General features: G+C 72.2%; 11 protein-coding genes and 1 tRNA gene. 4 read left to right on the top strand and 8 right to left on the bottom strand.

Annotation, left to right across the window (positions count from 1 at the left end):
* Window positions 1–283 precede the first annotated feature (283 nt).
* The 6 genes from NI17_RS22995 to eno all read right to left on the bottom strand — a co-directional run bounded on the left by NI17_RS22995 (window position 284) and on the right by eno (window position 5,742).
* Window positions 284–360 (bottom strand) — tRNA-Leu (locus NI17_RS22995).
* Window positions 361–533: 173 nt separating this feature from the next.
* Complete coding sequence (locus NI17_RS22990) at window positions 534–1,913, bottom strand: NAD(P)/FAD-dependent oxidoreductase (protein ID WP_068687460.1); 1,380 nt, start codon at window positions 1,911–1,913, stop codon at window positions 534–536.
* Window positions 1,914–2,277: 364 nt separating this feature from the next.
* Window positions 2,278–3,267: a Ppx/GppA phosphatase family protein gene (locus tag NI17_RS22985; protein WP_068687459.1), complete on the bottom strand. Its 990-nt coding sequence runs from the start codon at window positions 3,265–3,267 to the stop codon at window positions 2,278–2,280.
* A complete protein-coding gene (locus NI17_RS22980; RefSeq protein ID WP_068687458.1) occupies window positions 3,264–3,833 on the bottom strand; it encodes a DUF501 domain-containing protein in 570 nt (189 codons plus the stop codon). The genes NI17_RS22985 and NI17_RS22980 overlap by 4 nt, the downstream gene beginning before the upstream one ends.
* 75 nt (window positions 3,834–3,908) lie before the next feature.
* A complete protein-coding gene (locus NI17_RS22975; RefSeq protein WP_234401528.1) occupies window positions 3,909–4,382 on the bottom strand; it encodes an FtsB family cell division protein in 474 nt (157 codons plus the stop codon).
* A 76-nt stretch (window positions 4,383–4,458) separates the two neighbouring features.
* Entirely contained in the window at window positions 4,459–5,742 is a 1,284-nt protein-coding gene (gene eno, locus NI17_RS22970) for a phosphopyruvate hydratase (RefSeq protein WP_068687457.1), read from the bottom strand.
* 412 nt (window positions 5,743–6,154) lie between these two features.
* Between eno and NI17_RS22965 the strand changes: the two genes are divergently transcribed.
* Together NI17_RS22965 and NI17_RS22960 are read left to right on the top strand one after the other, a co-directional pair.
* Window positions 6,155–7,066 (top strand): sulfite exporter TauE/SafE family protein, encoded by a 912-nt coding sequence (locus tag NI17_RS22965; protein WP_068687456.1) that lies wholly within the window; start codon window positions 6,155–6,157, stop codon window positions 7,064–7,066.
* 119 nt (window positions 7,067–7,185) lie between these two features.
* Window positions 7,186–8,640 carry an FtsW/RodA/SpoVE family cell cycle protein gene (locus NI17_RS22960; RefSeq protein WP_084012310.1) on the top strand — a complete coding sequence of 485 codons (1,455 nt, stop codon included), beginning with the start codon at window positions 7,186–7,188 and terminating at the stop codon, window positions 8,638–8,640.
* A gap of 228 nt (window positions 8,641–8,868) precedes the next feature.
* On the opposite strand, the gene NI17_RS22955 is transcribed toward NI17_RS22960, so the two are convergent.
* The gene (locus NI17_RS22955) at window positions 8,869–9,591 is read right to left on the bottom strand and encodes a nucleoside triphosphate pyrophosphohydrolase (protein ID WP_068687455.1); all 723 of its coding nucleotides are present in this window, start codon (window positions 9,589–9,591) and stop codon (window positions 8,869–8,871) included.
* 39 nt (window positions 9,592–9,630) lie between these two features.
* Window positions 9,631–11,109 carry an adenylyl-sulfate kinase gene (gene cysC / locus NI17_RS22950; RefSeq protein ID WP_068687454.1) on the bottom strand — a complete coding sequence of 493 codons (1,479 nt, stop codon included), beginning with the start codon at window positions 11,107–11,109 and terminating at the stop codon, window positions 9,631–9,633.
* Window positions 11,110–11,564: 455 nt separating this feature from the next.
* Here cysC and mfd point away from each other — a divergent pair, with 455 nt between their 5' ends.
* Together mfd and NI17_RS22940 are read left to right on the top strand one after the other, a co-directional pair.
* Window positions 11,565–15,149: a transcription-repair coupling factor gene (mfd, locus tag NI17_RS22945; protein ID WP_119267985.1), complete on the top strand. Its 3,585-nt coding sequence runs from the start codon at window positions 11,565–11,567 to the stop codon at window positions 15,147–15,149.
* 126 nt (window positions 15,150–15,275) lie between these two features.
* Window positions 15,276–15,455 carry a hypothetical protein gene (locus NI17_RS22940; protein WP_068687453.1) on the top strand — a complete coding sequence of 60 codons (180 nt, stop codon included), beginning with the start codon at window positions 15,276–15,278 and terminating at the stop codon, window positions 15,453–15,455.
* The last annotated feature ends 9 nt before the right edge of the window (window positions 15,456–15,464 follow it).

The following is a 15,464-nucleotide window of genomic DNA, read 5'->3' as shown; positions in this document are numbered from 1 at the left end:
GCCCGGCCCTGGAGGGCGGGGGCCTCGGCCCTCGGGGAAGATCCGGGCGGTCTCGATTCCGGGGGCGTGGAACATCGGTCCCGGGGCGGGACGGGGTGGAAGGGGCGCTGCGCCGGAAGGAGACGGGCGGGACGGAAGAACGTCCCGCGCACCCCACAGCGCCTGAGTCCCTGGCGCGGAACCGTCCTCACGGTGCGGGAGGGCGGGGGCCCGGCACCCCCGGGGCGCAGCGCCCCTGACGCTTTCTCCCTGCGGGGCCGAGGCGGTCCCGGAGGTACTGGCCTGGTACCCCCGGTCGGATTCGAACCGACACTTGTGACCCTTTTAGGGGGCCTGCCTCTACCATTGGGCTACGAGGGCTTATCTAGCATACCGGTCACACACGGCTTTTTCCGTGGTTCGGCGTTTTACTTCCCCACGCGTCTGTGGGCCGCGCCCCTTCGAGGGTCGCGGCCCACAGACGCGTGAACCTCACGCCGTCGCTCCCCGCAGCGCCCGCGGGCTCCGCCCGGGTGTCGGCGGAGCCCGTTGTGCTAGGAGACGCGGCGCAGCAGGTGGCCGTTCTCGACCTGGGGCCGGGCGGCCTCGGCGAACGCCTGGCGGGGCTGGCTCATCTCCGGGATCGACGCGAAGTCCCGGCGGAGGAAGAAGCCGAGCGTCCAGTCCGACAGGACCCGCAGCTTGCGGTTGAAGGTGGGGACCGCCAGCAGGTGGTAGCCGCGGTGGGCCAGCCAGGCCGGGCGGCCGGTCAGCCTGATCCTGCCGAACAGCTGGGCCGCGCCCTTGTTCATGCCGAGCCCGGCGACCGCGCCCAGGTTCTTGTGCCGGTAGGGCTTGAGCTCCCTGCCGCGCAGGGTCGCGATGACGTTGTCGGCCAGGACCGGCGCCTGCCGGACCGCGTTCTGGGCGTTGGGCGGGTAGTAGCCGCCGTTGCCGTCGGGCACCTGGGCGTTGTCGCCGCCGGCGAAGGCGTTCTCCACACCGTTGACGGTGAGGTACTCGCTGGTGTCCACGTGGCCCTTGGGGCCGAGCGGCAGGTCGGAGGCCTGCACGACCGGGCTCGGCTTGACTCCGGCGGTCCACACCAGGGTGCCCGCCTCGAACTCGGTGCCGTCGCTGAGCTTGATGCGCTCGTCGACCGCCGACTCCAGGAAGGTCGACAGGCGCACGTCGATACCGCGCAGCCGCAACTGGTTGAGCGCCTTGGCGCCGACCTCGGGGCCCACCTCCGGCAGGATGCGGTCGGCCGCCTCGATCAGGTAGAAGTGCAGGTCGTCGATGCCGATCGACGGGTAGATCCGGGTGGCGTCGCGGGCGAGGTCCTCCAGTTCCGCGATGGCCTCGGCGCCCGCGAACCCGCCGCCGACGAACACGAAGTTCAGCGCCTTGCGCCGCACCGCGGGGTCGTCGGTGGAGTCGGCGATGTTGAGCTGCTCCAGCACGTGGTTGCGCAGGTAGGCGGCCTCTTCGACGGTCTTGATGCCGATGCCGTGCTCGGCCAGGCCCGGGATGGGCAGGGTCCGCGAGACGGCTCCGGCGGCCATGACGAGGTGGTCGTAGGCGATGTCGCGGAGCTCGCCCTGGTTCGACTCGAACTCGACCCTGCGCTTGGCGTGCTCGATGCGGACCACCCGGCCGTTGAGCACCCGCGTCCGGCGCAGGACCTTGCGCAGCGGGACGACGACGTTGCGCGGGGAGATGCTTCCGGCGGCCGTTTCGGGCAGGAACGGCTGGTAGGTCATGTAGGAGTTGGGGTCGACGACGGTGATGCGGGCCTCGCCGGGTCCCAACTTCCTCTCCAGCCGCATCGCGGTGTACATGCCCAGGTACCCACCGCCGACGATGAGCACGTGCGGGATCTCCGATTCGTCACCACCGCCGTGGACCAGTCGGTAGTTCCTGCTCTCGGTCATCGCTGTTCCGCCCCTGCTTCCCCGATTCCGCCATCGCCGCGGACGGCGAAGATCGGTAAGTCTTCTTTGACTGTCATGCCTGCCTGTGGTTTTTCACAGAAACCATGCGATTTTTGACACAAGACGAGATCTCGCCTCCCTCGTCCTGCTTGTGCATTCTTTCACAAGCATCCCCCGTCATCCAAGGCGCAGCTTGGAAAGGTTTAGACCAGGATAAAACGCCCAAAGAGCCTGTTTGGCCAGGTCAGAGCACATGTGAACGGATTCACAAGCCTGTGGCGACGTGACCCGGTTCACGTGTCCAGGGTCGAACGGCGGGACGAAAGCCCCTGGTCAGCCCACGGATACGGAGGACAGTACGGCGTTACTCCTCCCGGTACCCCTCCAGGGCCAGGCTCCAGGCGATGCCGTCCAGGATGTCATGCTCGCTCGCCACGAACTCGGCCGCCCCCGTCCGGGTCAGCACCCGCTCCAGGATGAGCGCGCCCGCACCGATCACGTCCACCCGCCCCGGGTGCATGACGCCGATCGCCGCGCGCCGCTCGTGCGGCATGGCCAGCAGTTCGGCGGTGATCTCCCGCAGTCGGCCGACCGGTACCCGGGCGTGGTGGATGCGCTCGGGATCGTAGGCGGGCAGCTCCTCCGCGATCCCCGCCACCGTCGTGGCCGTCCCCGCCACGCACACCACCGTCGCGGCCTCCGCCAGCGGGACGGTCGCCGCGGCCTCGTCCAGTGCCGCCTCGATGTCGGCGGTGGCCGCCGCGATCTGCTCGGCCGTGGGCGGATCGGAGTGGAAGTGCCGTTCGGTCATCCGTACACAGCCGATGTCGACCGAGCGGGCCGCGCGCACCGCGCCGTCGTCGCCGACGTGGCCGAGCACGAACTCGGTGGAGCCGCCGCCGATGTCCACCACCAGGTAGGGGCGGGGCAGCCCGGCCTCCGCCCCCTCGGCCTCCAGTTCGGCGGTCGCGCCCACGAAGGACAGCTCGGCCTCCTGGTCGCCGCTGATCACCTCGGGCTCCACCCCGATGATCCCGCGCACGCCCGCCACGAACTCGTCGCGGTTGGCGGCGTCCCGGGTTGCGCTGGTGGCCACCATGCGCACGGAGTCGGCCCCCAACTCGACCCCGTGGCCGCGCATCAGCTCGGCGTACTCGGTCAGCGCGTCGAAGGTGCGCCTCAGCGCCTCGGGGGCGAACGCTCCGGTGCGGTCCACGCCCTGGCCGAGCCGGACCACCTCCATGCGGCGCTCCACGTCCAGCAGTTGGACGTCGTCGCCGTCCGCGTCGATCACTCCCGCCACGAGCAGACGGATGGAATTGGTTCCGCAGTCGATGGCCGCGACCGTTCTCACTGGCCCCCGCCGTTCCTCTCGGTGTTGTCGGTGCTGTCGTCCACACACACGCACGGCCCCCGGTCCCACCACTCGGGCAGCTTGTCCAGGGCCTCCCGCCCGAGCGGGTTGCTCCCCGGCACGGCCAACTCGTGCGCGACCAGCGCGTGCAGGCACTTGACCCGCCTCGGCATGCCGCCCGCGCTCTGCATGCCCTCGGGCAGCGGCTCCACCCCGATCCTTCGGGCGAGGGCGTCGCGTTCGGCCACGTAGGACTCGTGCGCCTCGGCGTAGGCGGCGCGCAGTTCGGGATCGTCCTCCAGTCGCCCGGTCATCTCGCGCATCAGCCCGCTGCTCTCCAGCGTGCCGACGGCCGAGGCCGCGCGGGGACAGGTCAGGTAGTACAGGGTGGGAAACGGGGTGCCGTCCTCCAGGCGCGGCGCGGTGCGCACCACGTCGGGCAGCCCGCACGGGCACCGGTGCGCCACCTCGTGCACGCCGCGCGGCGGCCGTCCCAACTGGAGCCGGACGGCCGCGACGTCCTCGGCGGCGGCCCGACCGTCGGGATTGTGCTCTGCGGAAGTCATGACGCCTCTCAGCCTACTCCCGCCGGAAAGGCCGCGGCTCCGCTCCGCGCCTCCGGTCCGCCCGGAGCACGGTGTTCACGCGTCCGGCCGGTCCGCCTCGGCGACCGAGTCCCACAGCTCGACGAACCAGGGCTCCCGTGGACCGCTGTCCTCGACCTCCTCCTCCTCGGAGGTCTCGCCGAGGAGGATGTAGGCCTGTTCGTCCGGGTACTGGTAGTGCAGCCGGGAGCGGGCCTCGCGTTCGATGTGGGCGGGATCCTGCAACTCCTCGTAGCGTTCGGCGAGCTCCTGGACCGCCTGCCGGGTGTGCGCGCGCTCCTCCTTGAGCTGGGCGATCTGCGCGCGCTGGGCGATGTACTCGCGCAGCGGGTAGGCCAGGCTGAGCGCGATCACGCAGACCAGCAGCGCCAGGATGGCCGCGCGGCTGGTCAGCGCGGGCCTGCCGGTCGGCTCCGCGCCGGAGCCCCCGCGGTCGCGCGGCGCGGTGGCGTCCGCGGTCCGTCGGGACCGCCGCCGCGGGGAGCCGCCGCTCCCGCTGGGTGGCGACACGGAGGCGCCGGAGACCGGGGCCCCCGTCGTACGCGGACGGCGGCCCTTCGGCGGCTCCGGCGCCTTCGGCACGGGATCAGCCCTGCCGCGCGAAGCGCGGGAACGCGCCCGCTCCGGCGTAGACGGCCGCGTCGTCGAGCTCGTCCTCGATGCGCAGCAGCTGGTTGTACTTGGCGACCCGCTCACTGCGGGCGGGGGCGCCGGTCTTGATCTGCCCGGCGTTGGTGGCCACCGCGATGTCGGCGATGGTGGTGTCCTCGGTCTCGCCGGACCGGTGGCTGATCATCGCGGTGTAGCGGCTGTACTGGGCGAGCGCGACGGCGTCGAAGGTCTCGGTGAGCGTGCCGATCTGGTTCACCTTGACCAGCAGCGAGTTGGCGGCGCCCTCGTCGATACCGCGCCGCAGCCGCTCGGGGTTGGTGACGAACAGGTCGTCGCCGACGAGCTGGACCCGGTCGCCCAGGGCGGCGGTCAGGGACTTCCAGCCCGCCCAGTCCTCCTCGTCCAGCGGGTCCTCGATGGACACCAGCGGGTAGGCGTCGACCAGTTCGGTGTAGTAGGCGGCCATCTCCTCGGCGCTGCGGCTCCTGCCCTCGAACTGGTAGGCGCCGTCGGAGTGGAACTCGGTGGCGGCGACGTCCAGGGCCAGCGCGATGTCGCTGCCGGGGGTGTAGCCCGCCTTGGTGACGGCCTCGGTGATCAGGTCGAGCGCGGCGCGGTTGCTGTCGAGGTTGGGGGCGAACCCGCCCTCGTCGCCGACGCCGGTGGCCAGCCCGTGGGCCTTGAGCACCGCCTTGAGCGCCTGGTAGACCTCGGCGCCCCAGCGCAGCGCCTCACGGAAGCTCGGCGCCCCGATGGGGGCGATCATGAACTCCTGGATGTCGACGTTGGTGTCGGCGTGCGCGCCGCCGTTGAGGATGTTCATCATCGGCACCGGCAGCACGTGGGCGTTGGGGCCGCCCAGGTAGCGGAAGAGCGGAAGGTCGGCGCTCTCCGCGGCCGCCTTGGCCACGGCCAGGGACGCGCCCAGGATGGCGTTGGCGCCCAGGCGGGACTTGTCGGGGGTGCCGTCCAGGGTGATCAGCGCGTTGTCGATGAGCCGCTGCTCCTCGGCGCCGTAGCCCATGATCTCGTCGGAGATCTCCTCGTTCACCGCGGCGACGGCCTTCTCAACGCCCTTGCCGCCGTAGCGGTCGCCGCCGTCACGCAGCTCGACCGCCTCGAACTGGCCGGTGGACGCACCGCTGGGGACAGCCGCCCGGGCGGTCGTCCCGTCGTCGAGCAGAACCTCGACCTCGACCGTCGGGTTACCGCGGGAGTCGAGAATCTCCCGCGCCTGCACTGCCTCGATCGACGCCAACGTAGTACTCCATTTCCTCGCGTCTGTGCGTGGTCCCGGTCGGTCCGCGCACTGCGCTGTCCGAGACCCGGTCGGTGGGGTGACACCTCGTCACGCAACGGCACGGGAAAGTGTTCCTCGGCCACCGCGCGAACCACCCAGAGCCTACCGATCCGGGTACCGCGGCGTCTCCCCCACACCCCGGATTGGTTTAGTCCATTTTTCCCAATCCGCTGATCGACGGGGATATCCGGTTTCGCAACCATGAGACGCACCTCACTCCCGGGGTGCCGTTCCGGCGTGTCGCGAACCCGACGTCTCCTCGATACCCACAAAGGCGGACCGACACACCGCGACCCCTGGGCGACACGCGGGACCTTCGTCTACCATTCCTACCGAACAAGTAGAAAAAATCAGGAAGGCTCCCTCCGCGATGCAGACCCTCATCCTGCTGGGCGTGGTCGGCCTGCTGGCCCAACTCGTCGACGGCAGTCTCGGCATGGGCTACGGCGTCACCTCGACCACCCTGCTGCTGGCGGTCGGCGCGACACCGGCAGGCGCCTCCGCCACCGTCCACCTGGCCCAGATCGGCACCACCCTGTCGTCGGGTCTGTCGCACTGGCGGATGGGCAACGTCGACTGGCGGGTCGTACGACGCATCGCGATCCCCGGCGGAATCGGCGCGTTCGGCGGCGCCACCGTTCTGAGCAGCCTGTCCACCCAGGCCGCGGCCCCCCTGATGTCGGGCATCCTGCTGCTGCTGGGCTGCTACGTCCTCCTCCGCTTCACCGTCCGGGGACTGCCGAGCGGCAACCTCGGCAAGCCCCTGCGCGGTCGCTTCCTCACCCCGCTCGGCCTCGTCGGCGGATTCGTCGACGCCACCGGAGGAGGCGGCTGGGGCCCGGTCGGCACCTCCGCGCTGCTGGCCAGCGGCCGACTCGAACCGCGCAGGGTCGTCGGCTCGGTGGCCACCGGCGAGTTCATCGTGGCCCTCTCCGCCAGCGCGGGCTTCCTCACCGGCCTGGGCCACTCCGGGGTCAACCTGCCCTGGGCCGTCGCCCTCCTGATCGGCGGAGCCGCCGCCGCGCCCTTCGCCGCCTGGATCGTGCGCTACGTCCCCCCGCGCGTCCTGGGCTCCGTGGTCGGCGGCATGATCATCCTCACCAACGCCCACACCGTCATGAACAGCGACTGGCTGCCCGTCGACGGAACCGGACAGACCGCCGTCTACCTGCTGGTCCTCACCCTCTGGGCCGCCGCGACAGCCTGGTCCCTGCGCGCCCACCTGACCGACTCCGCGGCGGCACGCGCCGCCGCCCCGGAACCGGAGGCCGCACGCGGCTGACCCGCGCCCACCCTCCCCACCTGCGGCGACTCGCCACCCCGCCTCACCACCCGGAACCCGCCGTCCGCTTATAGTTCGCTATGTCCGCTGTGCCACCGCACAGACCAACGAGGCGGGACATGACCGACGAGACCACGCCCCGCCACGGGCGGCGGCGCAACACCGAACTGGCCATGCTGACCGTGGCTCTCTCGGTGTTCGCCATCGGTCTCGGCCTCGCCGGACTGCAACTGGACGGACGCGTACCCGACGTGCTGTGGACGTTCACCGCCGTCCTCGGCTCCGGCGCCCTGGCCGTCCACGTCGCACTGCGGTTCCTCGCACCCTGGGCCGATCCGCTGATCCTGCCGCTGACGGTCCTGCTCAACGGGATCGGCCTCATCCTCATCTGGGGCCTGCACGCCGAAGCCGGAGACTCCGACGCCACCGCCCCGCGGCAACTCATGTGGACCGGCCTGGGGCAACTCGCCTGCCTGGCCACGCTGCTCCTGGTACGCCGCCCCCAGCACCTGCAGCGCTACCCCTACCTGATGGCGCTCGCCGGACTCGCCCTGCTCGCCTCGCCCATGCTGCCCGTCGTCGGACTCGACCAGTACGGCGCCCGACGCTGGCTGTCGTTCGGCGACTTCACCGTGCAGCCCTCGGAGTTCGCCAAGATCCCGCTGGTGGTCTTCCTCGCCGCCTACCTCGGCGTGAAACGGGACGCCCTGTCCCTGGCCGCCACCCAGATCACGGTGCGCGGCGTCAAGATCTTCAGCGTGCCCCGGATGCGCGACATGGGACCGATGACGGCGGCGTGGGGAATCGCCATCCTCATCCTGGTCGGCACCAAGGACCTCGGCACCTCGCTGCTGCTGTTCACCCTGTTCCTGGCGATGCTCTACGCCGCCACCCAGCGCAAGTCGTGGGCGGGCATCGGCCTGGCGATGTTCCTCGCCGGAGCCTACGCCGCCCACCTGCTCTTCTGGCACGTCCAACAGCGCGTGACGATCTGGCTGCACGCCTTCTCCCCCGAGGTCTACCACGACCCCCAGGGCAGCCGGCAGGTGGTGGACGGCCTGTTCGCGCTCGCCGACGGCGGGCTGCTCGGCGTCGGCTTCGGCACCGGCCGAGCCTCCACCCTGTTCGCCGCCGACAGCGACCTGATCATGGTGTCGCTGGGCGAGAAGTTCGGCCTGGCCGGACTGGCGGCGGTCCTGGTGGCCACACTGCTGCTGGTGGAACGCGCCTTCCGGGCCGCGCTGGCCGCACGTGAGGTCTTCGTCAAGCTGATGACCACCGGCCTGGCCTTCCTGTGGGCCTTCCAGGTGTTCGTGGTGGTGGGCGGGATCACCCTGCTGATCCCGCTGAGCGGCATGACCTTCCCCCTGCTGGCCGTCGGCGGCTCCTCCCTGGTCACCAGCTGGATCGTCGTCGGACTGTGGCTGCGCGTGGGCGACCAGGCCCGCCGCCCCGCGGCAGCCTCCGAACACGACGGCGGCCCCACCGTGGAACTGCCGTCCACCGTGGTCGGCGAGGTGTGGAACCGGGCTCTCGCCGCCACCAGGAGCGCCGCCGACGGCTCGGCCTCCTGAGCGCCGCACGCCCCGGCTGCCTGCGGGACGGGGAAGGCCGGACGAAGCCGGGGACGGACGAGACGGGCTCCCCCGCCCCGCCACGGCACGAACACCCCGTGGGCCGTGCGGTCGGTCAACCGCTGTCCGGCCCACCAGAGGTGCCGCGCTTCGGCGGGGGCGGGGTCCACGGCCCCGGAGCCCGGCCCTCCGCCCCGAAGAGCGCTGTCCTGCTCGGGGTCGGGCCGACTACTCCGCCCAGTAGGAGCGCCACTGCTCGGGAGTGAGCCCGCGCGGGTCCAGACCGTCGGCGCGGGCCGCCTCCTCGGCGGCGCGCACCCGGGCGTCGAACCGGCGGGCCGCGGCGCGCAGGTCCATCTCCGGGTCGGCCGAACGGCGCCGTTCGGCCTCCACCGCCGCGAACAGCTCCCCGCCGGGACCGCCGTCGTCGCCGATCAGGTCCTCCGGCACGCCGTTGCGCGCGGCGCGCTTCTGCAACTCGTAGGCGAGCAGCGCGGCGGGCTGCGCGAACGGCACCCCGGCCAGGACGGACACGTCGGACCGCTCCCCCCTGGCCGCGCGCTCGGCGGCCTTGATGGCCTCCCAGTTGGCCCTGACCTCGTCGGCGCCCTCCACGGCCGTGTCGGAGAACACGTGCGGATGGCGGCGGACGAGCTTGGCGATGATGGCGTCGGCCACGTCGTCGATGGTGAAGCCGTCCGCCCCGCACTCGGCGGCGACCCGCGCGTGGAACACCACCTGGAGCAGGACGTCGCCCAGCTCCTCGGCGAGGGTGTCCCAGTCGCCGCGCTCGATGGTCTCCAGCGCCTCGTAGGCCTCCTCGATGAGGTACTTGGCGAGCGACCGGTGCGTCTGCTGGGCGTCCCACGGGCACTCGCGCCGCAATGTGTCCATGACCTCCACCAGCGCGACCAGCCGGTGCCCCGGGGGTGTGCCGTTGTGCTCGCTCATACCTCCCATTGTGGCGGACGCGCGGCGGAGGCCGCCGGATCAGCGCGGCAGCCAACCGCCGTCGCGCAGCGCCGCCACGACCCGCGCCACCGACTCCGCCTCGCTCTCCGCGGACGTGTCGATGACAAGATCGGCGTCCTCGGGCGCCTCGTACGGGTCGGAGACCCCGGTGAACTCGGGGATCTCCCCGGCGCGCGCCTTGGCGTACAGGCCCTTGCGGTCCCGTGCCTCGCACACCTCGATCGGGGTGGCCACGTACACCAGGAAGAAGTCGCCGGTGTCCTCGGCCATGCGCCGCACCTCGGCGCGGGTCGCCGCGTACGGCGCGATCGGCGCGCACACCGCCACACCGCCGTGCCGGGCGATCTCGGAGGCCACGTACCCGATCCGGCGGATGTTGAGGTCGCGGTCGGCCCGCGAGAACGTCAGCCCCGACGACAGCATGCGGCGCACCACGTCCCCGTCGAGCAGTGTCACCGTGCGCCCGGCCCGGCGGATCTCCTCGGCGACGCCGCGCGCCACCGTGGACTTGCCCGACCCCGACAGCCCGGTGAAGAAGAGGGTGAGGCCGCGGTCGGCGCGGGAGGGGCGCATCCGGGCCAGCGCGGCGGCCACCGGTTCGGGGGTGAACCACTCGGGCAGCGGCCTGCCGTGGTCCAGTGCCTCCGCCACGTCGGCCTCGGTCAGCTCCCGGCGGGCGTGCCCGGGCGCGGCCTCCTCGGCGGGCCGCCACCGCTGCCGCGCGGTGTCGTAGGCCCACTCCTCGGCGGCCAGCACCTTCACCGGGGCACCCGACGGCGGCTCGACCGCGCGGGCGCTCTCCAGGAGGACGTGGGTGGCCCCGTAGGCGGCGGCGACGTGCGCGGCGAGCAGGCCGTGCCGCTCGGCCGACCACTCGGGGGCGCCGTCGGCCGCCGCGACGGGCAGGGTGACGGCGGCGAACCGGGTGCCCTCCGGCAGCAGCGGACCGGCGGCGAGCACGGCGGGCGCGGCCCCCTCGGCGTCCAACGGGACGTCCACCAGCACCAGCAGGTCGGCGTCACCGAGGCGCTCCAGGGCGGCGCGGATCCGGGCGAGCGCGCGGTGGTGCAGCGGCCGGTCGGCGACCACGGCCAGCAGCGCCCGCCGCTCGTCCCGCGAGGACCGCACCTGCCGGGCGGTCAACCGCAGGGAACGCAGCGAACCGTACACCGGCGGGGCCGCCGGGCGGACCTCCCCGGCCAGGCGGACCGTCCCGTCCCGGTGGGTTTCGGTGACCGCCAGTTCCGCCAGCGGCGCGCCCTCGGGGTCGGTCAGCACCAGCGCGCGGGCGTCGGCGAACTCGTCGGGAACGGACAGCTCGACGGGCACCGGCCACGGCGCCCCCGCCGGGGGCGGCCCGGAGCGGCCGATCCGGGCGGCCTCGGCCCGCGTCATGAACCCCGGCAGCGGACAGCTCCCGGCCAGCAGCAACTCCAGGTGGGCCAGCCCCTGGGGCCCCGGAGTGAAGGCGGCGGGCCCTCCGGCTGGGTGGGTCATCACGGCTCCCTCGTCGATCGGACATCCCCGCCAAGGGTATTGGGAGCCGCGGAGAGGCCCGGGGGAAGGCACGGGCCCGAGGGGAGAGTCCCCGGGGGCCTCGGTCCGGGCTCCCCGAAAACCTCTCCCGGGCCCGGAACGCCCGGAAACTCTTCTCCCCGACGTCCCGGCACCGGTCACACGCCCCCTGGGGCGCGGGCCACCTGGAACCCTCCCCTGGTCGGGCCGCCGGGAGACCGGATTCCGGGAACACGGCGGGGTCCTTCCGTGTTGTTCTCCGAGCGGCCCGGTACGGCGGCCACCACCGTAGGCGACTCCGCCTCCACCGGTCACCCATACCTGATGCGGTCGGCACAGCGCCCCGCGTAGGCTGTATCCCGAGGAGTGCCGACTCCGCCTCCGTTTCGCGCCCGCCACGCGGCGGGCACCAACCATCACACGCCCCACCTGGTGATATGAGCCTTAATGGACTTCTCTCCGTCGTCACCGGCGACCCGGCCCTGAACCGGGCGATCGAGACCGCCCGCGGCGGCCGCGATCCCCACCTCGACATCGTCGCGCCCCCCGCGGCGCGTCCTTTCGTCGTGGCCGGACTCGCCTCCGACGCCCCCGTGGGCGCGGGACGCCCGATCCTGGCCGTCACCGCCACGGAACGTGAGGCCTCCGACCTGAGCAGTGCCCTCGGTTCGCTGCTGCCCGCCGACTCCGTGGCGCTGTTCCCCGCCTGGGAGACCCTGCCGCACGAGCGCCTGTCTCCCCGCTCCGACACCGTGGGGCAGCGCCTGGCGGTGCTGCGCCGCCTGGCCCACCCCGACCCCTCCGACCCGCTCACCGCGCCCCTTCGGGTGGTCGTCGCCCCCGTCCGCGCCGTCCTGCAGCCGCTGGTGGCCGGGCTCGGCGACCTCACACCGGTCCGGGTGCGCACGGGCGACTCCGTCGAACTGGACGAGGTGGTCCAGGCGCTGGTCGACGCGGGATACGCACGCGTCGACCTGGTGGAGAAGCGCGGCGACATCGCCGTGCGCGGCGGCATCCTCGACGTGTTCCCGCCCACCGAGGAACACCCGCTGCGCCTGGAGTTCTGGGGCGACTCCGTCGAGGAGATCCGCTACTTCCAGGTCGCCGACCAGCGTTCCATCACCGGGTCGGACCGCTTCGGCGGCGACGCCGGGGCCGGACTGTTCGCGCCGCCCTGCCGGGAACTGCTGCTCACCGACACCGTGCGGGAACGCGCCCGCGTCCTCGCCGCCGAACATCCGGCGCTCGCCGACGTCCTGGGCAAGCTCGCCGAAGGCGTCACGGTCGAGGGCATGGAGGCGTTCGCCCCGGTGCTCGCCGACCGCATGGAACTGCTGCTGGACCTGCTGCCCGAGGGAACCCACATCGTGGGCTGCGACCCCGAGCGCATCCGCACCCGCGCCCAGGAACTGGTCGCCACCAGCCAGGAGTTCCTCGACGCGTCCTGGATCAACGCGGCCTCCGGCGGTGCGGCCCCCATCGACCTGGGCGGCTCCGCCTACCAGTCGATCGCCGAACTCCGCTCGCGCGCCGACCAGCTCGGCCTGCCGTGGTGGACCGTCACCCCCTTCGACCCGGGTGTCTCCGCCACCGCCGAGGAGGACGACTCCGTACTCGTCGGAGCGTCGGCCGCGGACGCCTACCGGGGCGACACCGAGCGCGCGATCGCCGACGTCAAGTCCTGGCTGCACGACCGGTGGCGGGTCGTGCTGCTCACCCCCGGGCAGGGGCCGGCCGAACGGCTGACGTCCATGCTGCGCGACGCGGGCCTGGGCACGCAGTTGCGCGACTCCCTGCCCGAACCGCCCGACCCCGCCGTGGCGACGGTCACCACCGGACTGATCGAGCACGGCTTCGTGTGGCGCTCGGTGCGCCTGGTGGTGCTCACCGAGACCGACCTCGCCGGGCAGCGCTCCTCCACCCGCGACATGCGCCGGATGCCGAGCCGCCGCCGCGGCGGCGTCGATCCGCTCCAGCTCAAACCCGGCGACTACGTCGTGCACGAGCAGCACGGCATCGGCCGCTACATCGAGATGGTCAGCCGCAGCGTCCAGGGCGCCACCCGCGAGTACCTGGTCATCGAGTACGCGCCCTCCAAACGCGGCCAGCCCGGCGACCGGCTGTTCGTGCCCACCGACCAGTTGGACGAGGTCACCCGCTACGTCGGCGGCGACGCTCCCGCCCTGTCCAAGATGGGCGGCGCCGAGTGGACCAAGACCAAGAACCGGGCGCGCAAGGTCGTCCGGGAGATCGCCGGCGACCTGATCCGGCTGTACTCGGCGCGGCAGGCGTCGCCGGGGCACGCGTTCGCGCCGGACACCCCCTGGCAGCGGGAACTGGAGGACGCCTTCCCCTACGTGGAGACGCCCGACCAGCTCGCCGCGATCGAGGAGGTCAAGCGCGACATGGAGAAGTCGGTGCCCATGGACCGGCTGATCTGCGGCGACGTCGGCTACGGCAAGACCGAGGTGGCGGTGCGCGCGGCCTTCAAGGCGGTGCAGGACGGCAAACAGGTGGCGGTGCTGGTGCCCACCACCCTGCTGGTCCAGCAGCACCTGTCCACGTTCACCGAACGCTACGCGTCCTTCCCGGTCACGGTCCGGCCGATGTCGCGGTTCCAGACCGACGCCGACATCGAACGCACCCGCGAGGGCATGCTCAGCGGCGACGTCGACGTGGTGATCGGCACGCACCGGCTGCTCTCCCCCGAGACCCGGTTCAAGAACCTGGGGCTGGTGATCATCGACGAGGAGCAGCGGTTCGGCGTCGAGCACAAGGAGGCGCTCAAGCGGCTGCGCACCCAGGTGGACGTGCTGGCGATGTCGGCCACTCCCATCCCCCGCACCCTGGAGATGGGGCTCACCGGCATCCGCGAGATGACCACGATCCTCACCCCGCCCGAGGAGCGGCACCCGGTGCTCACCTTCGTCGGCCCCTACGACGAGAAGCAGATCGCGGCGGCCGTCCGGCGCGAGCTGATGCGCGAGGGCCAGGTGTTCTTCGTGCACAACCGGGTGGCCACGATCGACCGGGTCGCCGCCACGCTGAGCCGCCTGGTACCCGAGGCGCGCGTGGCCTACGCCCACGGCCAGATGAACGAGCAGCAGCTCGAACGGGTGATGGTCGACTTCTGGGAGAAGAACTTCGACGTCCTGGTCTCCACCACGATCGTGGAGTCGGGTCTGGACGTGCCCAACGCCAACACCCTGATCGTGGACCGGGCCGACAACTACGGCCTGTCGCAGCTGCACCAGCTGCGCGGCCGGGTGGGGCGCGGACGGGAGCGCGCCTACGCCTACTTCCTGTACCCGCCGGACAAGCCGCTCAGCGAGACCGCCCACGAGCGGCTGGCCACGGTCGCCCAGCACACCGAGACCGGCGCGGGCATGTACGTGGCGATGAAGGACCTGGAGATCCGGGGCGCGGGCAACATCCTGGGCACCGAGCAGTCCGGCAGCATCGCGGGCGTGGGCTTCGACCTGTACGTGCGCATGGTCGGCGAGGCGGTGCGCGAGCTGAAGGGCGGCCAGGACGCGGCCGAGGAGGTCGAGACCAGGGTCGAGCTGCCCATCGACGCGCACATCCCGCACGACTACGTGCCGGGGGAGCGGCTGCGGCTGGAGGCCTACCGCAGGATCTCCGAGGTCGCGGGCGAGGACGACATCGCCGCGGTCCGCGAGGAGCTGGTCGACCGCTACGGCGAGCCGCCGCAGCCGGTCGACAACCTGTTTGCGGTGGCGCGGTTCCGGGTGCTGGCCAGGAGTGCCGGACTCACCGACGTGGTCCTGCAGGGCAGCCAGGTCCGGTTCGCCCCGGTGGAGCTGCGCGAGTCCCAGCAGTTGCGGCTGCGTCGGCTCTACCCCAAGTCGATCCTCAAGAACGCCACCCACACCCTGCTGGTGCCGGTCCCCAAGGCCGGAGGCATCGGCGGGAAGCAGTTGCGCGACCGGGAACTGCTGAGGTGGTGCTCGGAGCTGGTGGAGGCGATCTTCGAGCCCGGCCGGAAGCGACCGCAGGGCTGATTTTCTCGGGTTCTCCACACTTCTACCGGTTTCCGCGGGTCCCCTGCACTCGTCCGGGCGGTGTCCGGCACGGCTCCACCGGGATGAGCGGCCGGGGCCGTCGCTGACGGGTGGAAAGGAGTCCGGATGGACATCCTGCTGGTGGCTCCGGTGGTCTTCGTCGTCCTCTTCGCCGTGGTTCTCCTGCTGCCGATCGGCGGGAAGAAGCGCCGCAGGGGCCGGAACGGACGCGAGGGCGCGGAGATCGGCGACTCCGGGGGCTGGGACTTCGACTGGGGCGGCGGAGACGGCGGCGGCGGGGACTGATTCGACGGC

Origin of the sequence: Thermobifida halotolerans (assembly GCF_003574835.2) — a bacterium.
Classification (GTDB): Bacteria; Actinomycetota; Actinomycetes; order Streptosporangiales; family Streptosporangiaceae; genus Thermobifida; species Thermobifida halotolerans.
Note: the sequence above shows the minus strand (reverse complement) of the source record. Positions and strands in the feature narration are given on the sequence as shown.